The sequence below is a fragment of the Cellulomonas flavigena DSM 20109 genome (assembly GCF_000092865.1).
GTDB lineage: Bacteria > Actinomycetota > Actinomycetes > Actinomycetales > Cellulomonadaceae > Cellulomonas > Cellulomonas flavigena.
This window is the reverse complement of the sequence record NC_014151.1, coordinates 1,199,835-1,225,140: the sequence shown is the minus strand read 5'-3', so window position 1 is coordinate 1,225,140 and position 25,306 is coordinate 1,199,835. Positions and strand designations below refer to the sequence as shown.

The 25,306-nt window shown below is 72.0% G+C and carries 14 protein-coding genes and 3 rRNA genes; 6 read left to right on the top strand and 11 right to left on the bottom strand.

The window, feature by feature from the left end; genetic code table 11:
* Positions 1-13 precede the first annotated feature (13 nt).
* From CFLA_RS05540 to CFLA_RS20385, 3 genes are all read left to right on the top strand, one after another.
* Entirely contained in the window at positions 14-2,164 is a 2,151-nt protein-coding gene (locus CFLA_RS05540) for an alpha-1,4-glucan--maltose-1-phosphate maltosyltransferase (RefSeq protein WP_013116335.1), read from the top strand.
* A gap of 209 nt (positions 2,165-2,373) precedes the next feature.
* Positions 2,374-4,080 carry a maltose alpha-D-glucosyltransferase gene (gene treS / locus CFLA_RS05535; RefSeq protein ID WP_081449761.1) on the top strand — a complete coding sequence of 569 codons (1,707 nt, stop codon included), beginning with the start codon at positions 2,374-2,376 and terminating at the stop codon, positions 4,078-4,080.
* On the top strand, positions 4,077-5,363 hold the full coding sequence (locus CFLA_RS20385; protein ID WP_013116333.1) for a maltokinase N-terminal cap-like domain-containing protein: 1,287 nt from the start codon (positions 4,077-4,079) through the stop codon (positions 5,361-5,363). The genes treS and CFLA_RS20385 overlap by 4 nt, the downstream gene beginning before the upstream one ends.
* Before the next feature lie 19 nt (positions 5,364-5,382).
* Here CFLA_RS20385 and CFLA_RS05525 read toward each other — a convergent pair whose 3' ends face one another.
* Positions 5,383-7,551, bottom strand: a complete 2,169-nt coding sequence (locus CFLA_RS05525; protein ID WP_043599890.1) for an alpha-galactosidase — start codon at positions 7,549-7,551, stop codon at positions 5,383-5,385.
* Positions 7,552-7,736: 185 nt separating this feature from the next.
* Between CFLA_RS05525 and glgB the strand changes: the two genes are divergently transcribed.
* Positions 7,737-9,968, top strand: a complete 2,232-nt coding sequence (gene glgB, locus CFLA_RS05520) for a 1,4-alpha-glucan branching protein GlgB (RefSeq protein WP_013116331.1) — start codon at positions 7,737-7,739, stop codon at positions 9,966-9,968.
* A 127-nt stretch (positions 9,969-10,095) separates the two neighbouring features.
* Here glgB and rrf read toward each other — a convergent pair.
* From rrf to CFLA_RS05490, 6 genes are all read right to left on the bottom strand, one after another.
* Positions 10,096-10,212 (bottom strand): 5S ribosomal RNA (rrf, locus tag CFLA_RS05515).
* A gap of 81 nt (positions 10,213-10,293) precedes the next feature.
* Positions 10,294-13,403, bottom strand: a 23S ribosomal RNA gene (locus CFLA_RS05510).
* Positions 13,404-13,810: 407 nt separating this feature from the next.
* A 16S ribosomal RNA gene (locus CFLA_RS05505) occupies positions 13,811-15,330 on the bottom strand.
* Together the 16S, 23S and 5S rRNA genes form the textbook arrangement of a ribosomal RNA operon.
* 760 nt (positions 15,331-16,090) lie before the next feature.
* Positions 16,091-17,023, bottom strand: coding sequence for a tetratricopeptide repeat protein (locus tag CFLA_RS05500; RefSeq protein WP_013116330.1), 933 nt, complete (start codon positions 17,021-17,023; stop codon positions 16,091-16,093).
* A 97-nt stretch (positions 17,024-17,120) separates the two neighbouring features.
* Positions 17,121-18,158: a DUF8094 domain-containing protein gene (locus tag CFLA_RS05495; RefSeq protein ID WP_013116329.1), complete on the bottom strand. Its 1,038-nt coding sequence runs from the start codon at positions 18,156-18,158 to the stop codon at positions 17,121-17,123.
* On the bottom strand, positions 18,155-20,170 hold the full coding sequence (locus CFLA_RS05490) for a hypothetical protein (RefSeq protein WP_013116328.1): 2,016 nt from the start codon (positions 20,168-20,170) through the stop codon (positions 18,155-18,157). Before CFLA_RS05490 ends, CFLA_RS05495 begins: the two co-directional genes overlap by 4 nt.
* A 341-nt stretch (positions 20,171-20,511) precedes the next feature.
* Between CFLA_RS05490 and CFLA_RS05485 the strand changes: the two genes are divergently transcribed.
* Together CFLA_RS05485 and CFLA_RS05480 are read left to right on the top strand one after the other, a co-directional pair.
* On the top strand, positions 20,512-22,773 hold the full coding sequence (locus CFLA_RS05485) for a coiled-coil domain-containing protein (protein ID WP_013116327.1): 2,262 nt from the start codon (positions 20,512-20,514) through the stop codon (positions 22,771-22,773).
* 22 nt (positions 22,774-22,795) lie between these two features.
* A complete protein-coding gene (locus CFLA_RS05480) occupies positions 22,796-23,269 on the top strand; it encodes a hypothetical protein (RefSeq protein ID WP_013116326.1) in 474 nt (157 codons plus the stop codon).
* Positions 23,270-23,291: 22 nt separating this feature from the next.
* Here the strand turns inward: CFLA_RS05480 and CFLA_RS05475 are convergent, their stop codons facing one another.
* Genes CFLA_RS05475 through CFLA_RS05465 form a run of 4 tightly spaced genes read right to left on the bottom strand, consistent with a single transcriptional unit; the run spans position 23,292 to position 25,223 of the window.
* The gene (locus CFLA_RS05475) at positions 23,292-24,029 is read right to left on the bottom strand and encodes an alpha/beta fold hydrolase (protein WP_013116325.1); all 738 of its coding nucleotides are present in this window, start codon (positions 24,027-24,029) and stop codon (positions 23,292-23,294) included.
* Positions 24,026-24,376: an HAD family hydrolase gene (locus CFLA_RS21090; RefSeq protein WP_280956316.1), complete on the bottom strand. Its 351-nt coding sequence runs from the start codon at positions 24,374-24,376 to the stop codon at positions 24,026-24,028. Before CFLA_RS21090 ends, CFLA_RS05475 begins: the two co-directional genes overlap by 4 nt.
* Positions 24,355-24,921, bottom strand: a complete 567-nt coding sequence (locus CFLA_RS21085) for an HAD family hydrolase (protein WP_280956315.1) — start codon at positions 24,919-24,921, stop codon at positions 24,355-24,357. The genes CFLA_RS21090 and CFLA_RS21085 overlap by 22 nt, the downstream gene beginning before the upstream one ends.
* Entirely contained in the window at positions 24,918-25,223 is a 306-nt protein-coding gene (locus CFLA_RS05465) for a hypothetical protein (RefSeq protein WP_013116324.1), read from the bottom strand. The genes CFLA_RS21085 and CFLA_RS05465 overlap by 4 nt, the downstream gene beginning before the upstream one ends.
* Between the last annotated feature and the right edge of the window lie 83 nt (positions 25,224-25,306).

Sequence of the window (25,306 nt, the reverse complement as noted above, 5' to 3'; positions counted from 1 at the left end):
TGCGGACGTCCCCGTGCCCGCGTCGGAGCAGCCGACCGGCACGGGTACGACCTCCCCCGCCACCACACCTGCCCCGGCAGCGGCGCCCACCGCGACAGCCGCCGCGGCGCCCACCGCGCCGGTCCCGGCGCCGCCGTCCCCGAGCCCGGCACCCGCGCCCCCGGTCGGCCGGATCCCGGTGCTCGACGTGTCGCCGGTCGCCGAGGAGGGCCGGTTCCCGGCCAAGGCCGTCGTCGGCGAGGCGGTGCCGATCGAGGCGACGGTCATCCGTGAGGGCCATGACGCTCTCGGGGCCACGGCCGTGCTGCTGCGCCCCGACGGCTCGGTCCACTCCTCGGTGCGCATGGCCGACGTCGCGCCGGGACTGGACCGCTACGGCGCGCGCGTCGTGCCCGACGCGGAGGGTGACTGGTCGTTCCGGGTCGAGGGCTGGTCCGACCCGTACGGCACGTGGGCGCACGACGCCGCGATCAAGGTCGAGGCCGGCATCGACGTCGAGCTCATGCTGACGGAGGGGACACGGGTCCTCGAGCGCGCCGCGCACCGCACGGGCGACGACGCGGTGCCGCCGCGGGGCGCTCGCGTGCTCCTCGACGCGGTCACGGCCCTGCGCGACACGACGCGCCCGCCGCTCGCGCGGCTCGCCGCCGCGCTGTCGACCGAGGTGCGCGAGGTCCTCGCGGAGCACCCGCTGCGCGACCTGGTGACGACCTCGCGTACCTACCCCCTCGTGGTGCACCGTCGGCTCGCGCTGAACGGCTCGTGGTACGAGCTGTTCCCGCGCTCGCACGGCGCGACGTTCGACGAGACGACCCAGGAGTGGACGTCGGGGACGCTGCGCACGGCGGCGAACCAGCTGCCGCGCATCGCGGCGATGGGCTTCGACGTCGTGTACCTGACGCCCGTCCACCCGATCGGCACGACGTACCGCAAGGGCCGCAACAACGCGCTGACGGCGCTGCCCGGCGACCCGGGCTCCCCGTACGCGATCGGCTCGCCGGACGGCGGGCACGACGCGATCGAACCGAGCCTGGGCACGTTCGAGGACTTCGACGCGTTCGTCGCGCGTGCCCGCTCGCTGGGCATGGAGGTCGCGCTCGACATCGCGCTGCAGGCCTCGCCCGACCACCCGTGGGTCGCCGAGCACCCGGAGTGGTTCACGACGCGGGCGGACGGGACGATCGCCTACGCGGAGAACCCGCCGAAGAAGTACCAGGACATCTACCCGCTGAACTTCGACAACGACCCCGAGGGCATCTACGCGGAGATCCGCCGCGTGCTGCAGGTGTGGATCGACCACGGCGTCACGGCGTTCCGCGTCGACAACCCGCACACCAAGCCGCTGTCGTTCTGGCAGCGCCTGCTGGCGGACGTGCGCGAGTCGCACCCGGACGTGCTGTTCCTGTCCGAGGCGTTCACGCGGCCCGCCATGATGCTCACGCTCGCGAAGATCGGGTTCCACCAGTCGTACACGTACTTCACGTGGCGCAACACCAAGGCCGAGCTCGAGGAGTACCTCGCCCGCGTCGGCGGCGCGGAGGCGCCGTGGCTGCGCCCCTCGTTCTGGCCGACGACGCACGACATCCTGCCGCCGTACCTGCAGCAGGGCGGGGTGCCGGGCTTCGCGGTCCGGGCGGTGCTCGCCGCGACCGGCTCGCCCACGTGGGGCGTCTACTCGGGCTACGAGCTCGTGGAGGACGTGCCGCGCCCGGGCGTCGAGGAGCAGATCGACAACGAGAAGTACGAGTTCCGGCCCCGTGACTGGTCACGGGCGGACGACCTGGGCATCGCGCTGCTGATCGGCCGGCTCAACGAGATCCGCCGCGCGCACCCCGCGCTGCAGCAGCTGCGCAACGTGCGCGTGCACCCCACGACCGACGACGCGCTCGTGTGCTTCTCGCGCCACCTCGACGCCGAGCACTCCCCCACGGGACGCGCGGACACCGTCGTCGTCGTCGTCAACATCGACCCGCACCGTGCGCGCGAGGGCACAGTCCACCTCGACCTCTCGGCGTTCGGACTGCCCGCCGGGCGTGGGGTGGTCGCGCACGACGTGCTGTCGGGCGAGTCCTTCGCCTGGTCCGACGAGGTGTACGTCCGCCTCGACCCACAGGTCCGCGTCGCGCACGTCGTGCACCTCGAGCACGCGCCCGGGCAGCGATGAGGCCGCACGACACGTCGGCGGGCCCCGACGCCCCCCGGACGCCTCCGCTCGGCACGCGCGCGCTCGGATCGCCTCCGGGGACCCCGCCGCCGGGATCGTCGCCGTCCCCCGACGCCGCCCTCGGCTCGTCCACGCCGGTCCCGACGCCGCACGTGGCGTCGCCCGTCGCGACCCACCGCGAGCCGCCGCCGACGACCGCGGCGATCGCGATGACCGGACTGCCCGAGCGCCGTCAGCCCGACGTCCCGGCGCCGGTGGCGACGGGCGGGCGCGACAGCAACCCCGACTGGTACCGCACGGCGGTGTTCTACGAGGTCATGCTGCGGACGTTCGCCGACTCGGCGGGCAGCGGCAGCGGCGACCTCCCGGGCCTCATCCAGCGGCTCGACTACCTGCAGTGGCTCGGTGTCGACTGCCTGTGGCTGCCGCCGTTCCACCCCTCGCCGCTGCGTGACGGCGGGTACGACGTGTCCGACTACACGGCGGTCGCGCCGCAGTACGGCACGCTCGACGACTTCCGCACGCTCGTCACCGAGTGCCACCACCGGGGCATGCGCATCGTCGTCGACCTCGTGATGAACCACACCAGCGACCAGCACCCCTGGTTCCAGGCGTCCCGCTCCGACCCGAACGGCCCGTACGGCGACTTCTACGTGTGGAGCGACGACAACACGCGCTACCAGGACGCGCGCATCATCTTCGTCGACACGGAGACGTCCAACTGGACCTTCGACCCCGTGCGCCGGCAGTACTTCTGGCACCGGTTCTTCAGCCACCAGCCGGACCTCAACTTCGAGAACCCGCGCGTGGTCGACGCGATGCTCGACGTCGCGCGCTTCTGGTTGCACCTGGGCGTCGACGGCTTCCGGCTCGACGCCGTGCCGTACCTGTTCGAGGCCGAGGGCACCAACTGCGAGAACCTCCCGGAGACGCACCAGTTCCTGCGCAAGGTGCGACGCATGATCGACGAGGAGTTCCCCGGTCGCATCATGCTCGCCGAGGCGAACCAGTGGCCCGAGGACGTCGTGCACTACTTCGGCACCGAGGAGGAGCCGGAGTGCCACATGTGCTTCCACTTCCCCGTCATGCCGCGCATCTACTACGCGCTGCGCGACCAGCGGGCGACGCAGATCGTCGACATCCTCGCCGACACCCCCCCGATCCCCTCGTCCACGGGGCAGTGGAGCACGTTCCTGCGGAACCACGACGAGCTGACGCTCGAGATGGTCTCCACCGAGGAACGTGCGTCGATGTACGGCTGGTACGCGCCCGACTCGCGGATGCGTGCCAACGTCGGCATCCGACGCCGCCTGGCCCCGCTGCTCGACAACTCCCGCAAGGAGATCGAGCTCGCGCACGCGCTGCTGCTGTCGCTGCCGGGCAGCCCCTGCCTGTACTACGGCGACGAGATCGGCATGGGCGACAACATCTGGCTGCCGGACCGTGACGCGGTCCGCACGCCCATGCAGTGGACGCCGGACCGCAACGCGGGCTTCTCGACCGCCGACCCCGGCAAGCTGTACCTGCCGCTCGTGCAGTCGCTCGTCTACCACTACGGCAACGTCAACGTGGAGTCGCAGCTCGCGCAGCCGACGTCGCTGCTGCACTGGGTGCACGGCATGCTCGCGGTGCGGCGCCAGCACCCGGCCCTCGGGCTCGGGACGTTCGAGGTCGTGCCGTGCGACAACGAGTCCGTGCTGACGTTCCTGCGGCGCACGGACGACGAGACGATCCTCGTCGTCGCGAACATGGCGGCCACGGCCCGTGCGGCGACGGTCACGCTGCCGGGGTGGGCGGGCGCGGCGACGCGCGACGTGTTCGGCGGTGCGCACTTCCCCGACGTCCGCCCGGACGGGACGCTGACGTTCACGCTGGGCTCGCGCGAGTTCTACTGGCTGGAGCTGACGGCATCGTGATCCTCGACGCGACGGCACCCGACGAGCTCGACCGCGACGTGGTCGGGCTGCTGGGCACGTGGCTGCCGCAGCGGCGGTGGTACCCGGCCAAGGGGGTCGACGCGCACCTGTCGTGCCTGGGCACGGTGCACCTGGCCGACGACGTGCGCGTGCTGCTGGTGCGGGCCCGCGCGGGGGCGGTGGACGTGGTGCTGCAGGTGCCGGTCGTGCTGGCCGACGCCTCGGCGGACGACGTGGACCCGACGGTGGTCGTGGGCGCCGTGCGGGGCCGCACGGTTCTCGACGCCGCCGGCGACCCCCGGTTCCTCGCCGCGTGGCTGACGGCCGCGGACGGCCCCGGCGCCGACGTGGACGTGCGTGCCGCCCGTGTCGTCACCGGCGAGCAGTCGAACACGTCCGTCGTGCTGCCCGGAGCTGCGGGCGGCCCGACGGGCATCCTCAAGGTCCTGCGCTCGGTGGCCGACGGCGAGAACCCCGACATCGACGTGCCGCGCCGGCTCGTCGACGCCGGCTGGGACGGTGTCCCGGCGCCGATGGCCTGGGCACAGGCCCGGTGGGCGACTCCCGACGGCGGCACCGCGGTCGGGTACCTCGGCGTGCTCAGCGCGTTCGTGCCCGGCGCGCAGGACGGCTTCGAGCTGGCGTGCACGTGGGCGCGTGAGGGCCGCGCCTTCGGCGGGCCCGCGGCCGAGCTCGGCGCGACCGTGGCGGGCATGCACGACGCCCTGGTGCGCGCGTACGGCGCGGAGGCCGCGGGGGACGCCACCGCGCCCGCCCGCGCCCTTGCCGACCGCTTCGCCTGGGCCGTTGCGGCCGTCCCCGCGCTGACGGTGCGGGAGGCGGCGGTGCGCGCGGTCGTCGACGAGCTCGCCGCCCTGGCGAGCGCCCCGGCCCGCCAGCGCGTCCACGGCGACCTGCACCTCGGCCAGGTGCTGCGCTCCACGGGACGCTGGTTCGTCATCGACTTCGAGGGCGAGCCTCTCGCCCCGCTCGCAGCGCGCGTGCGACCCGACCTGGCGCTGCGCGACGTCGCGGGGCTGCTGCGCTCGTTCGACTACGCAGCTGCCGTGGGCGGGCTCACCGGCGACGCAGCGGCGGCCTGGGCCGCCGACGCGCGCGCCGGCCTGCTCACCGGGTACGGCGCTGCCGACGACCCGACGAGCACCCTGCTGCTGCGTGCCCTCGAGCTCGACAAGACCCTCTACGAGGCCGTGTACGAGGCGCGCAACCGGCCCACGTGGGCCGCGATCCCGCAGGCCGGGCTGGACCGCCTGCTCGGCTGAGCCCGCGTCCCGGCTCGCCTCAGTCCACGCGCGTCGCCCGCACCAGGACGAGCTGCTCCGGCGCCAGGTGCGGTGCCCGTACACCGACCTTCGCCAGCACCCGTCCCGTGGTCCGGATGCCCTCGGGGCCCCACCACGGCGTCGGCCAGCCGCCGCGCGACCCGCCGCCCGGCTCCTGCGGGCGCACGTGGTACGTCGCCGCCGGGTCCAGACCGGGCAGCGCGACGGTGCCCGCGGGCATCTGCGCGGACGACGCGATGCTCGCGATCGTGAACAGTGCGTCGCTCCCGTCCTGCGCGACCACGCCGTGCACCTGGACCGCCGGGTCGGCGCCGTCCGCGTGCACGCTCGCGCCGGTGTGGAGCAGCCCGCGCACGTCCTTGTACAGCGCGACCCACGACGCGAGCTCGGCGCGCTGGTCGGCGTCCGCCTGCTGCAGGTCCCACTCGATGCCGAGGTGGCCGAAGAGGGCGGTGCCGGCCCGGAACCCGAGCGACGCGGTGCGCCCGGTCACGTGGGAGGCGGAGGACCCGACGTGCGCCCCCATGAGCTCGAGCGGGATCAGCAGGTTCGTCCACCACTGGATCGAGCGGCGCTCGAGCGCGTCGATGCAGTCCGACGCCCACACGCGGTCGGTGCGCTGCAGGATCTCCAGGTCGACCCGCGCCCCGCCGGACGAGCACGACTCGATCTCGACGCGCGGGTGCCGCGCGCGCAGCGCGTCGAGCAGGCGGTAGACGGCGAGCGTCTGCCCGTGCACACCGGGGACACCGTCGGGGCCGTGCCCTGCGTCGACGAGGTCGCGGTTGTGGTCCCACTTGAGGTACGCGATGTCGTTCTCGGTGAGCAGCGCGTCGAGCCGCTCGAGGACGTGGGCGAACGCCTCCGGGCGTGCCAGGTCGAGCACCTGCTGCGAGCGTGCGGGCCGCGGCAGCCGGTCCGGCAGGCGGAGCACCCAGTCGGGGTGGGCCCGCGCGAGGTCCGAGTCCGGGTTGACCATCTCGGGCTCGACCCACAGCCCGAACTGCATCCCCCGCGCCGTGACGTGCTCGATCAGCGCCCCGAGGCCGTCGGGCCACACCTCGTCGGAGACGTACCAGTCGCCCAGGCCGCTGGTGTCGTCGCGACGGGAGCCGAACCATCCGTCGTCGAGCACGAAGCGCTCGGCACCGACCTCCGCCGCCGCGTCGGCGAGCTCCGTGAGCCGCACGAGGTCGTGGTCGAAGTACACCGCCTCCCACGTGTTCAGGGTGACGGGGCGCGGGCTGCGCGGGTGCTGCGGACGTGCCCGCAACCAGCCGTGGAACCGCGCCGCGACCGCGTCGAGCCCGTCCTCGCCGTACGACCCGTAGACCCACGGGCTCGTGTACGACTCCCCCGCGGCCAGCCGCACCTCGCCCGGTCCCAGCAGCTCACCGCCGCCCAGCAGGCCTGCGTGGTGGTGGCTGCGCTCGGCGACCGTCCGGTGGTTGCCGGACCACGCGACGTGCCACCCCCAGGCCTCACCACGCCGGTGCCCCAGGTCGTCCGTGCCGGCGACCAGCACGTACGGGGTGTCGAAGCCCGTGCGGCCGCGGCGGTTCTCGCGCAGCCGTGTGCCGTGCGTGAACGCCGTGCGCTGCGGCGCGCGCTCCCGCGCCCAGTGCCCGCCGAAGTCCAGGAGGGTCGTGGCCCGCGCGGGCACGGGGAGCATGAGCAGCAGACCGCCGACCTCGTACGGGTCGCCCCCGGTGCTCGTGAGGGTCGCCCGCTGCCGCACCAGCCCCTGCGGCGTGAGCTCCACGACGAGCTCCAGCTCCAGGCCTGTCGCCGGGTCGGCAGCCGGGACCACGAGCACCGCGCCGCCGTCGTCGCCGGACGTCAGTGACGGTGTGCCCGCCGCGAAGCGCGGGGACCACGAACGCCCGGCGCGTGATCCGGTGAGGCCGGGGGTCCCCAGCCACCCCTCGGCCTGCGACGGCAGCACGGAGGGCACGACCTCGCCGTCGACGGGGAACCCCGCGGGTGCCGGCCGCACGGCGAGCCGCAGGTCCGCCAGCGCAGCGTCGTCGAGGTCACCGAGGTCGGCACCCCAGTGCAGCACGCGCGGCATCCCCGCGAGGTCGAGGACGAGGCTGACGCCTGCGGCCCGCAGGTGCAGGAGCTCGGGCGGCCGCGCGCCGCCCTGCGGGTCGCACGGCGTGGACATCGTCTCGTCGGGACGCTGGGGCACCGCTCACCTCCGTTGGTGGGTCGCGTGAGTCTACGGCGCTGCGCGGGGCGAACCCGTGGCACCGGTCGGTGGGGCCGCCGCCCGATGCGCCGTGCGGCACGCGGGGGCCGCTCGACCGACGATCACCTGCGACAACGGCACGAGGGTGGTTGGGTAGTGACATGACTGCGGCCGCCCCCTCTCCCGTGCCCGTCGACCACGACACGCTGCGCGCCGTCGCGGCGGGCGCGCACTACGACCCGCACGCCGTCCTCGGCCCCCACGTGGGCGACGGCGCCGTGACCGTCCGCGCGCTCCGACCGCTCGCCGAGCGGGTCGAGGTCGTGACCGCGGACGGGTCGTTCCCTGCGCAGCACGAGGTCGACGGTGTCTGGGCGGCGCTCCTGCCGGGCACCGAGGTGCCGGACTACCGCCTCGAGGTCACGTACGACGGGTGGACGACGACCGGCGACGACCCGTACCGCTTCCTGCCGACGGTCCAGGAGCTCGACCGTCACCTGGTCCGCGAGGGCCGTCACGAGCAGCTCTGGCAGGTGCTCGGTGCGAACGTCCGCACCTACCCGGGGCAGCTCGGCGAGGTCCGAGGCACGGCATTCGCCGTCTGGGCCCCGAACGCGCGCGCGGTGCGCGTCGTCGGCGACTTCAACCACTGGCAGGGCGCGACGCACGCGATGCGGTCGCTCGGCGACAGCGGCATCTGGGAGCTGTTCGCCCCGGGCGTCGACGCAGGCGCCCGGTACAAGTTCGAGATCCTCGGGTCCGACGGCTCGTGGCGCCAGAAGGCCGACCCGCTGGCCAAGGGCACCGAGGTCCCGCCCGCGACCGCGTCGGTCGTCGTCGAGTCGGGCTACGAGTGGTCCGACGACGCCTGGATGGCGGCCCGGGCGCAGCGCGACCCGCACGCCGGCCCGGTCAGCGTCTACGAGGTGCACCTCGGTTCGTGGCGGCAGGGGCTGTCCTACCGGGACCTGGCGCACCAGCTCACCGAGTACGCGCTGGACCTCGGCTTCACGCACGTCGAGCTGCTGCCCGTCGCGGAGCACCCCTTCGGCGGCTCCTGGGGCTACCAGGTCTCGTCGTACTACGCGCCGACGTCACGGTTCGGGCACCCTGACGACTTCCGGTACCTCGTCGACTGCCTGCACCGCGCCGGTATCGGGGTCATCGTCGACTGGGTGCCCGCGCACTTCCCCAAGGACGAGTGGGCCCTGGCGCAGTTCGACGGTACCGCCCTGTACGAGCACCCCGACCCGCTGCTCGGCGAGCACCCCGACTGGGGCACGTACGTCTTCAACTTCGGCCGCGCCGAGGTCCGCAACTTCCTCGTCGCCAACGCGACGTACTGGCTCGAGGAGTTCCACGTCGACGGGCTGCGGGTCGACGCCGTCGCGTCCATGCTGTACCTCGACTACTCCCGCCAGCCCGGCCAGTGGCGGCCGAACGCGTACGGCGGGCGCGAGAACCTCGAGGCGATCTCGTTCCTCCAGGAGGCGAACGCGACGGCCTACCGCCGGACCCCGGGGATCATGATGATCGCCGAGGAGTCCACGGCGTGGCCCGGCGTCACGGCCCCCACCTCCGCGCAGGGCCTCGGATTCGGCTTGAAGTGGAACATGGGGTGGATGAACGACACCCTGCGGTACCTGCGCGAGGAACCGATCAACCGGCGCTACCACCACCACGAGATCACGTTCTCGATGGTCTACGCGTTCTCGGAGCACTTCGTGCTCCCGATCAGCCACGACGAGGTGGTGCACGGCAAGGGGTCGCTCTACGAGCGGATGCCGGGCGACCACTGGCAGAAGCTCGCCGGTGTCCGGGCACTGCTCGCCTACCAGTGGACGCACCCCGGCAAGCAGCTGCTGTTCATGGGTCAGGAGTTCGCGCAGCAGACGGAGTGGGCCGAGGCGCGGTCGCTCGACTGGCACGCGCTGGACGACCCGGCGCACCGCGGCGTCGTCCAGGCCGTGCGCGACCTCAATGCCCTGTACCGGCGGACTCCGGCTCTCTGGGCGCTCGACCACACGCCGGACGGGTTCGAGTGGCTGGCGTCGGACGAGGCCGACCTCAACCTGCTCGCCTACGTCCGCAAGGCTCCGGACGCACCGACCGCCGTCGTCGTGGTGAACTTCGCCGGGGTCCCGCACGAGGGATGGCGACTGCCTCTTCCGCACGGGGGCACCTGGTACGAGGCGTACAACTCCGATGCCGCGGCGTACGGCGGCTCCGGCGTGGGCAACCTCGGGCGGATCACTGCCGAGCCGGTCGAGCACTACGGCCGCGGATGGTCGGCGGAGGTCCGCGTCCCGCCCCTGGCCGCGGTCGTGCTCGTGGCCGAATCCCCCGCGCAGGACACTACCGCCGGCACCCCGGATCCGACCGCGACGAGCTGAACGGCCCCGCACACGAGGGCGAGGGGCGCCGTCCCAGGGCGGTGCCCCTCGCGCCGTGACACGAGCGCGCCGGCCGTGGAACGACGAAAGGCCCACCCCGTGAGGGGTGGGCCTTTCGTGAATGGTTGTCCGGCGGCGTCCTACTCTCCCACACCCTGGCGAGTGCAGTACCATCGGCGCTGAAGGGCTTAGCTTCCGGGTTCGGAATGGGACCGGGCGTTTCCCCTTCGCTATGACCGCCGTAACGCTGTCGAGTTGTCAACGAGCACACGGGTGCCGTTGGTTTCTCGGGAACCGCACAGTGGACGCGTAGCAAGAATGATGGTTAGTCAAGTTGTCGGCTTATTAGTACCGGTCAGCTGCGGCAGTCGTTGGTCCTGCCTTCCACATCCGGCCTATCTACCCAGTGGTCTAGCTGGGAGCCTCTCACCCCGAAGGGCGTGGAAACCTCATCTTGAAGCAGGCTTCCCGCTTAGATGCTTTCAGCGGTTATCCCTTCCGAACGTAGCCAACCAGCCGTGCTCCTGGCGGAACAACTGGCACACCAGAGGTTCGTCCGTCCCGGTCCTCTCGTACTAGGGACAGCCCTTCTCAAGTTTCCTGCGCGCGCAGCGGATAGGGACCGAACTGTCTCACGACGTTCTAAACCCAGCTCGCGTACCGCTTTAATGGGCGAACAGCCCAACCCTTGGGACCTACTCCAGCCCCAGGATGCGACGAGCCGACATCGAGGTGCCAAACCATGCCGTCGATATGGACTCTTGGGCAAGATCAGCCTGTTATCCCCGGGGTACCTTTTATCCGTTGAGCGACGGCGCTTCCACAAGCCACCGCCGGATCACTAGTTCCGACTTTCGTCCCTGCTCGACCTGTCAGTCTCACAGTCAAGCTCCCTTGTGCACTTGCACTCGCCACCTGATTGCCAACCAGGCTGAGGGAACCTTTGAGCGCCTCCGTTACATTTTAGGAGGCAACCGCCCCAGTTAAACTACCCACCAGGCACTGTCCCTGATCCGGATCACGGACCGAGGTTAGATGTCCAGAGCGACCAGAGTGGTATTTCAACGTTGACTCCACCGACACTGGCGTGCCGGCTTCACAGTCTCCCACCTATCCTACACAAGCCGCACCGAACACCAATACCAAGCTATAGTAAAGGTCCCGGGGTCTTTCCGTCCTGCTGCGCGTAACGAGCATCTTTACTCGTAATGCAATTTCGCCGAGTTCGCGGTTGAGACAGCGGAGAAGTCGTTACGCCATTCGTGCAGGTCGGAACTTACCCGACAAGGAATTTCGCTACCTTAGGATGGTTATAGTTACCACCGCCGTTTACTGGGGCTTAAATTCTGAGCTTCGCGCCGAAACGCTGACCCGTCCTCTTAACCTTCCAGCACCGGGCAGGCGTCAGTCCGTATACATCGTCTTGCGACTTCGCACGGACCTGTGTTTTTAGTAAACAGTCGCTTCTCCCTGGTCTCTGCGGCCCTCCACGCTTCCCCGAGCAAGTCGGTTCACGCTTGAGGCCCCCCTTCTCCCGAAGTTACGGGGGCATTTTGCCGAGTTCCTTAACCACGATTCTCTCGATCGCCTTGGTATTCTCTACCTGACCACCTGAGTCGGTTTGGGGTACGGGCGGCTAGAACCTCGCGTCGAGGCTTTTCTTGGCAGCATAGGATCACCCATTTCCCGCATACGCGGTACCCGTCGGCTCTCAGGCTTCACGAGGTGCGGATTTGCCTACACCTCACCCTACGACCTTGGACGTGGACTACCATCGCCACGCTGGGCTACCTTCCTGCGTCACCCCTGTTAATACGCTTACCTACTACCAGCTCGGGTCCCGCGCTCCCCTGCCCCGGTGTCCCGAAGGACGATGGAGCAGGCTCGGACGGTTAGCATCACCAGATTCGGTATGGGCGGTTCTTCGCCGGTACGGGAATATCAACCCGTTGTCCATCGACTACGCCTGTCGGCCTCGCCTTAGGTCCCGACTTACCCAGGGCGGATTAGCCTGGCCCTGGAACCCTTGGTCATTCGGCGGACGGGTTTCTCACCCGTCATTCGCTACTCATGCCTGCATTCTCACTCGTGCCGGCTCCACCACTGGGTTCCCCCGCGGCTTCACTGCCGGCACGACGCTCCCCTACCCATCCACACGACTGAACCACGAAGGCTTGTCACGTGTGTGAATGCCACAGCTTCGGCGGTGTGCTTGAGCCCCGCTACATTGTCGGCGCGGAATCACTTGACCAGTGAGCTATTACGCACTCTTTCAAGGGTGGCTGCTTCTAAGCCAACCTCCTGGTTGTCTGTGCAACTCCACATCCTTTCCCACTTAGCACACGCTTAGGGGCCTTAGCTGGTGGTCTGGGCTGTTTCCCTCTCGACTACGGAGCTTATCCCCCGCAGTCTCACTGCCACGCTCTGGCTTACCGGCATTCGGAGTTTGGCTAACGTCAGTAACCTGGTGGGGCCCATCGGCTATCCAGTAGCTCTACCTCCGGCAAGAAACACGTGACGCTGCACCTAAATGCATTTCGGGGAGAACCAGCTATCACGAAGTTTGATTGGCCTTTCACCCCTAACCACAGGTCATCCCCCAGGTTTTCAACCCTGGTGGGTTCGGGCCTCCACGCGGTCTTACCCGCGCTTCACCCTGCCCATGGCTAGATCACTTCGCTTCGGGTCTAGAGCACGCGACTACGATCGCCCTGTTCGGACTCGCTTTCGCTACGGCTTCCCCACACGGGTTAACCTCGCCACGTACCACTAACTCGCAGGCTCATTCTTCAAAAGGCACGCCGTCACCCCTGCTAGGGAGGCTCCGACGGATTGTATGCACACGGTTTCAGGTACTATTTCACTCCCCTCCCGGGGTACTTTTCACCTTTCCCTCACGGTACTTGTCCGCTATCGGTCACCAGGTAGTATTTAGGCTTACACAGTGGTCTGTGCAGATTCACTCCGGGTTTCTCGGGCCCGGAGCTACTTGGGATCCCCTTCGGGAGGCCACATCATTTCGTCTACGGGGGTGACACCCTCTGTGCCGGGCCTTTCAAGACCCTTCGACTATGACATGACTTTCTGACTCCCTGCTGGTTCGGCAGAACCAACCGAAAGGTCCCACAACCCCGAACGTGCAACGCCTGCCGGCTATCACACACGCTCGGTTTGGCCTGATCCGCTTTCGCTCGCCACTACTCACGGAATATCTCTTCCTGCCGGTACTGAGATGTTTCACTTCCCGGCGTTCCCTCCACACACCCTATATATTCAGGTGCGGGTCACACGACATGACTCGTGCGGGGTTTCCCCATTCGGAGATCCTCGGATCACGGTTCGTTTGCCAACTCCCCGAGGCTTATCGCAGGCTACTACGTCCTTCTTCGGCTCCTGGTGCCAAGGCATCCACCCTGTGCACTTAAAAACTTGACCACAAAGATCATTCAAAGATGCTCGCGTCCACTGTGCAGTTCTCAAGCAACCACCGGCCACCCCCGATCACCCGGCGCCTACCACCCCCACCCACCCGCTCCACGAAGAAGCAGACGGACAAGGCCGGCGGTTCGACCGAACCGAAGGTCCCGACCAAGGCAACACCCACCACGTGGCTGTTCCCTCAGGACCCAACAGCGTGCCAAGCCGACCCGCGACCGGACCGAGCCACTTCGTTCCCTCCCCGCAGCAAGCTGCAGGCGTACTAGAAGCACCCGGTCCCACGGACCGACCAGTAGCCGACGTTCCACCCTCGAGCACCACCCCGATCACGTTCGGACCGGGCATGGGCCTGGACGCCCCACCACACCCCACGACAGGGCCGGCAGACGCCAGATGCTCCTTAGAAAGGAGGTGATCCAGCCGCACCTTCCGGTACGGCTACCTTGTTACGACTTAGTCCTAATCGCCAGTCCCACCTTCGACGACTCCCCCCTTGCGGTTGGGCCATCGGCTTCGGGTGTTACCGACTTTCATGACTTGACGGGCGGTGTGTACAAGGCCCGGGAACGTATTCACCGCAGCGTTGCTGATCTGCGATTACTAGCGACTCCGACTTCATGGGGTCGAGTTGCAGACCCCAATCCGAACTGAGACCGGCTTTTTGGGATTCGCTCCACCTCGCGGTATCGCAGCCCTTTGTACCGGCCATTGTAGCATGCGTGAAGCCCAAGACATAAGGGGCATGATGATTTGACGTCATCCCCACCTTCCTCCGAGTTGACCCCGGCAGTCTCCCATGAGTCCCCGGCATAACCCGCTGGCAACATGGGACGAGGGTTGCGCTCGTTGCGGGACTTAACCCAACATCTCACGACACGAGCTGACGACAACCATGCACCACCTGTACACCGACCTTGCGGGGCGCACATCTCTGCACGTTTCCGGTGTATGTCAAGCCTTGGTAAGGTTCTTCGCGTTGCATCGAATTAATCCGCATGCTCCGCCGCTTGTGCGGGCCCCCGTCAATTTCTTTGAGTTTTAGCCTTGCGGCCGTACTCCCCAGGCGGGGCACTTAATGCGTTTGCTGCGGCACGGAATCCGTGGAATGGACCCCACACCTAGTGCCCAACGTTTACGGCATGGACTACCAGGGTATCTAATCCTGTTCGCTCCCCATGCTTTCGCTCCTCAGCGTCAGTTGCGGCCCAGTGACCTGCCTTCGCCATCGGTGTTCCTCCTGATATCTGCGCATTCCACCGCTACACCAGGAATTCCAGTCACCCCTACCGCACTCTAGTCTGCCCGTACCCACTGCAAGCCCCAGGTTGAGCCTGAGGTTTTCACAGCAGACGCGACAAACCGCCTACGAGCTCTTTACGCCCAATAATTCCGGACAACGCTTGCGCCCTACGTATTACCGCGGCTGCTGGCACGTAGTTAGCCGGCGCTTCTTCTGCAGGTACCGTCACTCTCGCTTCTTCCCTGCTGAAAGCGGTTTACAACCCGAAGGCCGTCATCCCGCACGCGGCGTCGCTGCATCAGGCTTGCGCCCATTGTGCAATATTCCCCACTGCTGCCTCCCGTAGGAGTCTGGGCCGTGTCTCAGTCCCAGTGTGGCCGGTCGCCCTCTCAGGCCGGCTACCCGTCGTCGCCTTGGTAGGCCATTACCCCACCAACAAGCTGATAGGCCGCGAGCCCATCCCCCACCGATAAATCTTTCCAGACGCTACAGATGCCCGTGCGTCTCGTATCCGGTATTAGACCTCGTTTCCAAGGCTTATCCCAGAGTGAAGGGTAGGTTGCTCACGTGTTACTCACCCGTTCGCCACTGATCCGGTCAGCAAGCTGACCTTCACCGTTCGACTTGCATGTGTTAAGCACGCCGCCAGCGTTCGTCCTGAGCCAGAATCAAACTCTCCGTGAATGTCAAACAGCCACCCACCAACCCGAAGACCGGCAGGCAACAGACACACAAAGAAACCCACCACAAAGAGTGGGCATCAACTGGCATCAATACTCCAAGCCATCACCACGGGGTGGATCCGACCTGGACTCGACACCACAAACATGGCATCGACTACTTGGCACACTGTTGAGTTCTCAAGGAACAGACGCGCATCCACTGGACCCTTTCGGGCCTGTCTGGAGGCAACCGTTCAAACTTAGCCGATCCGCGGCTCCCGGTCAACTTCGGCCTCTCGGCTTCCGTCTTCCCGGCTGCCTGGTCCTGCGACCCGGTCTCGGCTCGTCCCCGCCCGCCCCGAGGGGCTGCGGCGGCTGGTGAACCGTACCTGATCGCCGGACCTGGTCCGACCGTGCTGCGCCGGCTCCGTGGAGCCGCTGCAGCGGGATGACCGTACCTGGTGCTGGGACCTGTCCGGACCACCCCGCCGGAGCCCGTGGGCTTCGGCGACTGGAGGACCGTACACGGTCTTTCGACCTGGTCGATCGCCCCCGAGATGCGCACGACGTCCGGGCGCGCAGCGCCGTCGTCGAGTCGTTCTGGGGGGAGCCGTCCCGGGGGACCGACCATCGAGCCGAGCTCGGTGTCCGTTCCTCCCTGCCGGGCGGCCGGGAGTACGTTACGCAGCCTCCCGGCTCTGCGCAAGTTCCGCTCCACGAGCGGCCTGCCTGCCGTTCCCCCCGGCGCGGTGGCCCGGGCGGCGGCCGGTCCCGCGCGTCGGTCAGTAGAGCGCGGCGGCCAGCGCCCGGCGCGCGGCGACGACCCGCGGGTCGTCCGACCCGAGGACCTCGAAGAGGTCGACCAGGCGCACCCGGACACGCTCCCGCTCGTCCCCCGCGGTGCGACGCACCAGGTCGACGAGACGTGCGAACGCGTCCTCCACCGCCCCGCCGAAGACGTCGAGGTCGGCGACCGCGAGCTGCGCGTCGACGTCGTCGGGGTGTGCGGCTGCCGCCTCGCGCACCGCGCGGAGGTCGGCGCCCGCCGTGCGCTGCATGAGGCCCACCTGGGCGAGCCCCGCGCGCGCCATCGCGTCGCGAGGGTTGTCGCGCAACGCACGCTCGTACGCGTTTCGCGCGGCCGGGAGGTCGTCGCGCTCGATCGCGTCGTAGGCCTCCTGGTGCAGCGGCGGCAGTGCCGGCTCGGCCGGGGCCTCGGGTGCGGGCCCCGCCTGCACGCGTCCGGTGACGCCGTTCGCCTCGGCGGCCGCGAGGAGCTGGTCGAGCACGCCGCGCACCTGCTCGCGCGGGTACGACCCCTGGAACAGAGGGACGGGCTGCCCCCCGAGGACCGCGACCACGGTCGGCACGGACTGCGCCTGGAACGCAGCCGCCACCTGGGGGTTGGCCTCCGCGTCGATACGTGCCAGCAGCCACCGGCCGGCGTCCTCGGCCGCGAGCGCTGCGAGGTCGGCCGCGACCTGCTGGCTCACCTCGCTCCACGGCGCCCACAGCACGACCACCACGGGGTGCTGCGTGGAGGACTGCACGACGTCGGCGAACGTCGACTGGTCGACGTCCTTGACGTAGGCCGCGGCGGCCTCGAGCCCGCCGGGGCTGCCGGGCGGTGGCGTGGACGGGCGTGCCAGCGCCGACAGGTCCACCGCCCCACGCGCGTCGAGGCGGGGACGGGGCGGCTGCGACGGCTGCGACATCACGAGCTCCTCAGGTCGTCGTGCTCAGGTCGGTCCTCGCCGTGCACCCGCGGGTGCACGGCTCCGGGAGGATTCTGCCCTCTCGACGGGCCCCGGCTCACGCCGTGGCCGCGCCGGTGACCGACTGCTCGCCCGCGAGGACCTGCACCTGCGCATCGCTGCCGGCGGGCGGCACGTACATCACGACGACGCCGGCGAAGATGCGCGTCAGGCTCGTGCCCGCCGTCGTCGCACCTCCGGCCAGCGCCGAGTAGAACGGCTCCACCTGGATGCTGCCGCCCGTCGGGGGCAGCGTGACGGTCGTCGTGGTCTCGATCTCGCTGACGACGATCGCGCCGCCGTCCGCGGTCTGCATCGTCACCACCGGCTCGCCCTTCGGCGCGTACGTCTGGGACAGCGTCGCCGCGTCCCCGAGCTGGGTGACGACTCCGGAGCGCTCGGACTCGATCGCCGACCGGAAGGCGTCCGGGGCGAACGAGCCCACGTGCGGCGACGCGTCGCCGTTGGCGAGGACGTCGGTGTACTGCGCGACCGCGTCGCGCGGAGTGACGAGCAGACCCTCGGCGTCCGGGGGGAGCGTCGGGCTGCCCTCCTCGGGCGCCGCCGTGGCCGGCGTCTGCGCCGACGGCAGCAGCCGCGCCCAGCCCCAGAGCTTGTACTGCTCGCGCGGGGCCGACTGGCGCAGCACGAGCACGCGGGGCGCCTGGAGGTCGGCGGGCTGCTCCGTCACCACGAGCTGCACCCGCGGCCACGTGTCGGTCTCGGGGACGATCAGCGCCTGCTCGTCGAAGGGCAGCACGGTCGGTGGCCGGGCGCCGCCCGTCGCCACGGTCCGCACGTACTCGGCCGACCGGATCGCCAGCGCGGGTCCCTCGAGCCGCGCCGCCAGGCCTGCGGGGTCGTTGGTCTCGTCGCCCGCGGCCACGACGTCCGCGACCGCGTCGAGCACGCGCTGGGCCTGCGCGACGGACACCGCGGGCGGCGGGACCGCGGGGACGGGTTCCGGGTCCGCGGTGGGCAGCGGCGTGCTGCAGCCGGCGACGACGAGCAGCGGGAGCACCGCCGTCACCAGCAGCACGCCCGGACGCCGTCGGGACGCGGCGCCCGGGGCCGCCGCGTGGCGGGTGGCGTTCATCGTTCCTCCTGCGAGCCGGTGTCGTCGTCCGTCGGGGGCAGCCCCCAGGCACGGCGCCACGCGTCGGCGCGCGAGCCGCCGCCCTGCTCCGGCGACGAGCCGCTGCGCGGACCGGTCGGGACGGGTGCGTCACGGAGCCACGCGGGCCGCGGTGTCGCGGGCGTGGCGGCGTCGGGCGACGGCACCGGGGCCCCGGCGACGGGCGACGCGGCACCGGACGGACGCGGGGCGTCGGGACGCCGTGGCACGTCGGGACCGGTGGCTCGCCCCGTCGGGGCGCCGGGCGCAGGGGGGGCGGACCCTCCCGGGCGGGGAGCCGGAGCCCCGGCAGCCGCCCGGGGCACGGCGCGACCGCCGCCGGGAGCGCTCGGCACCGGACCTGCGTCCGGGCGGCGCGGGGCGTCGGGTGAGCCGGGCGCACCGGGGGGCGGCAGCCGGTGACTCGCGCCCGGGACGGCGGGGGTCGCACCCGTCGCAGGCCCGAGCCACGCCGGGCGGCCGTGCGCGGGCGAGGGTCGGCCGCCGCCCCCGGCCGGGTTCCCCGGGCCGGCGGGCGCCGAGGCGGCGGGCACGGCAGGGACCGTCGACGGGGCGGAGTCCGACGGGTGCCCCGAGGTCCACGGGGACGCACCGCTGCCGACGGACCATCGCGGTGACCCGCCGGGCCGGCCGGTGGGTGCGGGGACCGCGGACGTCGGCGCGCCGCCCGCACCGGCGGGTGTCCACCCCGCCGACGCCGCGGGCACCGCCGTGGTCGGCGCGTCGTCACGGGACGGGCGCTCGGGCGAGACCGCCCCAGGGGTCGGCGTGGCAGGCGGGGGCGTCGGTCGCCACGCGGGCCGGTCCGCACGCTCGGGACCGACCGGCGCCGCGGTCGCCGGGACGTCCGCGGCAGGCGCGTCGGGGGTCTGAGCGTCACCGGCGGCGCCGCGTGACGTCACCGACCGCAGTGCGCGCCGGGTGGCCGGCGCGACGCTCGCGAACGCGCCACGCACACCGCCCGGGGCGGCGGGGACGTCCTGCGGCTCGTCGGCGGGGGGCTGGGACGCGGCGCCGACGGTGCCCGCCGCGCCGACCGGGACCGGCTGCCCGTGCTCGATGGGCGGCGCGCCGCCGGGCCGGGCGTCGTGCGGGGCACGGACGCCCGCACCGGCGGCATGGTGCGCGGCCAGCTCGCGGAGCTGACGACGCGTCAGCCCGACGGGGGTGCCCGAGCCGTCGACGACGGGGACGGGTCCGGTCCCGACGGGGGTCCACCCCGCGTCCTTCCCGCGCCGTGCGCGGACGACGTCACGCAGCAGCAGCGCCGCCGACAGCAGCACCAGCAGCGAGCCGACCACGACGCCCGGCCACAACCAGGGGGTGGTGACGACCTGCGGCCACGCGAGCGAGACCCGCAACGGTGTGCCCTGCGTGCTCGCGGCCAGCACGCTCCAGCGTCCCGGCTGCGCGGTCCAGGTGATCTGCGCCTCGCCGTCGCCGCGCTGCTCGGCGACCCACAGGTCGGAGCCCGAGGGGTCCGGGACCGTGGGCGCCGCGTCCTGGCCGGCCGCCGCCTCGCCGTCCTCGGATGCCTCGCCGTCGGCGACCTGGTCACCCTCGGCAGCGGACCCGCCGTCCGCGGGCGCCTCCCCCGACCCGCCGTCGGCCGGCGCCTCGTCGTCCGCCGGCGCCGTCGCGGTCGGCGTCGGTGCCGCGACCTCCTCCGCCGCCAGCGCGTGCCAGCCGGACAGCCCCGTGACGCGCTCGTGCGGGTCCTCCCCCACCCAGCCCGCGACGTCCGTGTCCCGGCCGATCGCGAGCACCACCGGACCGTCGGCCTCGGCGCGCACCGTCACCTCGTCGGCGGCGAGCTCGAGCACACCCGGGTCCGTGACGACGAGCGGCTCACCCGCCCGCAGCTCGGCCACGAGCACGTCGTCGGCGCGCCACAGGGTGGCCGAGGCCACGCCCAGGGCGATGACGACGACACCCACGAGCCCGACCACGGCGACGACCAGTCGCTTGACCACGCACTGTCCTTCCGCTGACGAACGACCCAGGATAGGCAGACGGGCCCGGACCGGCAGAACCGGGACGCCGCCCCGGGGTGACCATCACGCCACCTCCACGAGCCCCGCACGCGGCGGACGTCCGGGCGGGACGTTACGGGACGAACCGGGCGCGCTCCACGCGGAGCTCCGTCCCGAGCCTCCCCCGCACCGCTGCCCGACGCACGTGCAGCGCCCGCCCGGAGGGCGAACACCCCTGGTCACGGGCGGTGCGCCGCGTATCCTGACCGAGGGGCACCGGTCCGTCGAGGAGGACCTCGGCCGCAGCCGACCGCCGGGCCCCTCTCCCAGGAGGATCACCCGTGCCCGAAGCCCGGAACCCGTTCCCCGTCGTCAACTTCCGCGGCTACGACCGCGACGCCGTCGACGCCACGATCACCTCGCTCGAGCAGGCGCTCGCCGACGCGCGCGCGCAGGTCGAGGCGCTCGACCAGGAGAAGCTGAAGGTCGCCGGCGAGCTCACCGAGGCGCAGCGCCACCTCCGGGAGGCCGAGCGGCCCACCTACGCGGGCCTGGGCTCGCGGATCGAGCAGCTGCTGCGCTCGGCCGAGGAGCAGTCGTCCGACGTCATGAGCCAGGCCAACGCGCAGGCGGCCGACGCGCTCGCGCGCGCCAAGCTCGCCGCGGGCCAGCTGCGCGCCCGTGCCGAGAACGAGGTCGCCGAGCTGCTCGCGACCGCCCGGCGGGAGGCCGACGAGGTCCGCACGACCGCGGCCGCCGAGGCCGAGAGCTCGCTGCTCGCCGCCCAGCGCCGCGCCGAGGAGCTCGTCGGGTCGGCCGAGCGCGAGGCCGCGCGCATCCAGAGCGCCGTCGCGACCGACGAGAGCGAGCGGCGCACGTCGCTCGAGCGCGAGCTGGGCACGCTGCGCGCGCGGGTCGAGCACGAGGCGACCCAGCTGCGGATCGCCACCGAGCGGACCGCGACCGAGCTGCGGACGCGCACGGAGAGCGAGACGGCCGCGCTGCGCGAGGAGACGGAGCGCTACGCGCAGGACCTGCGGCAGGCCGCCGACCAGGAGACGACCGAGCTGCGGCAGCGCGTCGAGGCCGAGGTCGCCGCGCTGCGGGGTGACGCGGAGCGGTACGCCGCGCGCGTGCGCTCCGAGGTGAGCGCCGAGGTCGCCGCGTGGCGCCAGTCGGCCGCCGAGGAGACCACGGCCCTGCGCGCCGCGGCGGCCGAGTACGCGGACGCGACCCGCGCGGCCGCCGACCGCGACGCCGCCGCGCTCCAGCAGCGGGTGGCGTCGGAGGTCGCCGCGCTGCGCACCGAGGCGGAGCAGTACGCGGCCTACGTGCGCGCGACCGCCGAGCGCGAGACCGGTGAGCTGCGGGCCGCGACGAGCGACGAGATCGCCCGCGCCCGCGCCGAGGCCGAGGACGCGGTCGCGACGCTGCGCACCGAGTCGGAGCAGTACGCGGCGCAGCTGCGTGCGCTGGCGGACCGGGAGACCACCGAGCAGCGCGAGCGCACCGGCTACGAGGTCGCCCACCTGCGCGAGACCGCGGAGCGCGAGACGGACGAGCTGCGCACCACGACGGAGCGCGAGACCGCCGAGCTCGTCGCGGCCGCGGAGCGCGAGACCACCGAGCTGCGCGAGCGCACGCGCCTCGAGGTCGAGCGGCTGCAGACCGAGGCGCACCGCGCGATCACCGAGGCGACGACGCAGGCCCGCACGCGCGCCGACGAGCTCGTGCGCCGCGCCGAGCAGCAGCTGGCGGACGCCGAGCTCGCGATCGCCGCGCAGCACGAGGCGGCCGAGCGGCACGACGCCGACCGTCACGAGTCCGCGCGGGCCGAGACGGAGCGACTCGTCGCCGACGCCGAGTCCCACGCCGCCGAGGCCGAGGAGCGCGTGGCCAAGGCGCTCGCGCACGCCGAGAAGGTGCGGGTCGACTCCGAGAGGCAGGCGGCCGAGCTGCTCGCCAACGCCCGTCGCAACGCCGACCGCGTCGTCGCCGAGGCGCGCGAGCACGCGGAGAAGCAGATCTCGGACGCGCTGGCCGAGTCCGAGCGCGAGCGCACGACCGCGACCCGCCAGGTCGAGGACCTGCACCGGCAGCGGGAGTCGATCACGTCGTACCTCGACGAGCTGCGCAACCTGCTGGGCACCAACCCGGACCGCGCGACCCTCGAGAAGGCCGGCCGCATCGAGGCGAGGTTCGAGCAGGAGCAGTCGGCGGCGCGGGAGGAGTCCCGCACCGGGTCGGCGCCGGTCGCGTCCGACGGCGCTGCCGTGGACGACGCTGCAGCGCACGACGCAGCAGACGCAGCCGCGCACGAGACGGCCACGACGACGGACGACGTCGCGACGGACGGCGACGTCCCGACGGACCAGGCTCCGGCCGACGACGCCCCGGCCGGCACGGACGCTCCCGCCGCCGACGAGGCGCCCGACGAGGCTCCCGCTGCCACGGCCCCGCCCGCCGGGCCGGCACGTCCGGCCCGGCCCGCGCGCACCGGGAAGTCGCGTCCGGCCCCCGTGTCGGCCGCGATCCCCGTGGTCCCGTCGCCCGCCGTGCGCCCGGAGGACGCGTCGCGCGACGCGTCGTCCGGGTCGCGCTGAGCCACCACGACGTGAGCGCGCGGTGACGTCGCAGCCTCCGGTGCCGGGCGGTCCGACGGACGGCCCGGCGCCGCAGGACCCGCAGGCGGCCCGGTGGCGGGCCGAACGACGCGAGGCTGCCGCGGCGCACGCCGCCGCGCTCGCGGCGCGTCAGCACGCCGAGTCCACCCGGGCGCGGGCGATGATCGCGGAGTTCCTCGAGGCAGCGCGGGCCCGCGGGGTGGCACCCGTCGCGCTGCACGTGCGCTCGTACGACGGCCGGTCGCGCTACCGCACGCCGCTGGCCGGCTGGTACCTGCGTCGCGACGAGACGGTCGGCGTCGACACGGCCGGGGAGTTCTACGTCCTGACGGCGCCGTCGAGCCTCGTCTCGCGGCTGCGCGGCGTGCACCCCACGCCGCAGGACCCGCCGCTCGTCATCGGTGCCGGCGGCAAGGACGGCGAGTCGATCGACATGCGCGACGCGCTCGCCCGGGTGCTGTCCGGCGAGGTCTGAGAGCGCCCGCGCCCGTCCCCGCTCAGCCCGCCTCGGAGACGCGCTGCGCGAGCTCGACCAGCGCCGTGCGCACGGCCGCAGGGTCCTCGACCGCCGACAGGTGACCGACACGCGGCACGACGACGAGCAGCGCCTGGGACGACGCCTCGGCCATGTGCCGCGCCTCGTCCACGCCCGTGATGGTGTCCTCGTCCCCCACGACGACGGTGACCGGCCCGGTGAAGCCCTGCAGCACGGCGGTGCGGTCGGGACGTGCCGCCATCGCCCGCTGCGCCCACGCGACGCGGGACGGGTCCTGCTCGCCGACCCACGCCGTGACCCGCTCCACGACCTCGGGACGCGCGGTGCGCGTCGTCTCCCCCAGCAGCACGTCCGGCATGCCGCGCACGGGGTCCACGGTGCCGGCCGCCGCCACGTCGGCGGCGACCTGGAGGCGCTTGGCCGCCGCCTGCGGGGTGTCGGCGGTCGACTTCGTGTCGACGAGCGCGAGCGCCGCCACGAGCCCGGGATGCCGCTCGACCAGCGCGAGGGCGACGTAGCCGCCCATCGACAGCCCGGCGACGACGGCCGGGCCGCTCCCTGCCGCGCGGATGGCGTCCGCGACCCGGTCCGCCGCGGCCTCGAGCGACGGCGGTGCGTCGCCCGCCGGCACGGCCAGGTCCGGCGTGAGGACGGTGCCGGGCAGGTCCGCCGCGACGTCCTCCCACATGCGGTGGTCGAGCGGGAAGGCGTGCAGCAGGACGATCGGGGTGGTGGTCACGCGTCCTCCAGGGATCGGGTGGTGGTCCGGTGGTGCGAGGAGCGGGAGCGCGCGAGGGCGGCGGCCGTCCCGAGCAGCGCAGCGACGCCGTCGTCGGCGTTCGAGGGCACGGTGACGCTCGCCGCCGCGAGCACGTCGGGGTGGGCGTTGGCGACGGCGAACGCCCGCCCCGCCCAGGTGAGCATCGGCAGGTCGTTCGGGGCGTCGCCGACCGCCCAGACCTGACGCGGTGCGATGCCGCGCGCCGCCGTCCACCGCGCGAGCGTCGCGGCCTTGGTGACGCCCGGGGCGGCGATCTCGCCGAGCGCTCCGGCCGCGGACGAGCTCACGAGCGCGAGGTCGCCCACCACCTGCTGCGCCTCGGCGACGAACAGGTCGGCGTCCTGCGTACGGCGGGGAGCACGCACGAGGAGCTTGAGCGTGGTCGCCGGCAGCACGTCCTCGATGCGCGCGGCGCACGGCGTTCCGGGGGGGGGCGCGGGTGGTCGGAGGCGAACCCGTGCTCGAGCGCGAGTCCCTGCGCGCTCTCGACGGCCACGTGCACCTCGCCCCACGCGGCGCGCAGACGCGCGACGACCTCGGCGACACGGGCGGCCTCCATACCGTGCTCCTCGAGCACGCGGAGCCCGGCGACGTCGACGACGGACGCGCCGTTGGCGCAGATCGCGACGCCGTGGCCGGCGACGTGCACGGCGAGGTCCTCGAGCCACCGGTGCGGACGCGCGGTCACGAACACGACGTCGAGACCGGCGTCCTCGGCGTCCGCGAGCGCCGCGGCCGTGCGCCCCGAGACCGTGCCGTCGGGCGCCAGCAGCGTGCCGTCGAGATCGCTCGCGACGAGCCTGACGTCGTCCGTGAGCGTCGCGAGGACGCCGGAGCCCGTGGCGCTCATCGGCGCGTCGGCCCGCGTCGGGTGCGTGCGTCCCAGCACGCGGGGTGCCAGTGACGACGCTCGTCGAGGCCGTCGCCGCGCCACGAGTCGGTCCGCCACGCGACGACGTGCGGGGTGCCGGGTGCGACGACCTGGTCGCAGCCCGGGCAGCGGTACTCGCGGTCGGAGCCGCGGACGCGCTGCACGACCCACTCGCCGTCGGGCCCGGTCTCGGCGCGGCGGCCGCCGGTGGCGCGCTCGACGTCGAGCGGCACGTACGGCGCACCGTACGGACGGCGCTCGGAGCGGCGGGAACGGGGCACGCCTCCATCCTCACCCGGACTCGGCGTGCGGCACCAACGCGCCGTCCGGGACCCACCACGCGCCGGTGGCGCGTGCGGGTCCC

Coding starts and splice junctions, on each gene's coding strand:
- treS (WP_081449761.1), top strand. CDS start 2,374: ATGACCGGACTGCCCGAGCGCCGTCAGCCCGACGTCCCGGCGCCGGTG.
- CFLA_RS05525 (WP_043599890.1), bottom strand. CDS start 7,551: ATGTCCACGCCGTGCGACCCGCAGGGCGGCGCGCGGCCGCCCGAGCTC.
- glgB (WP_013116331.1), top strand. CDS start 7,737: ATGACTGCGGCCGCCCCCTCTCCCGTGCCCGTCGACCACGACACGCTG.
- CFLA_RS05500 (WP_013116330.1), bottom strand. CDS start 17,023: ATGTCGCAGCCGTCGCAGCCGCCCCGTCCCCGCCTCGACGCGCGTGGG.
- CFLA_RS05495 (WP_013116329.1), bottom strand. CDS start 18,158: ATGAACGCCACCCGCCACGCGGCGGCCCCGGGCGCCGCGTCCCGACGG.
- CFLA_RS21085 (WP_280956315.1), bottom strand. CDS start 24,921: ATGAGCGCCACGGGCTCCGGCGTCCTCGCGACGCTCACGGACGACGTC.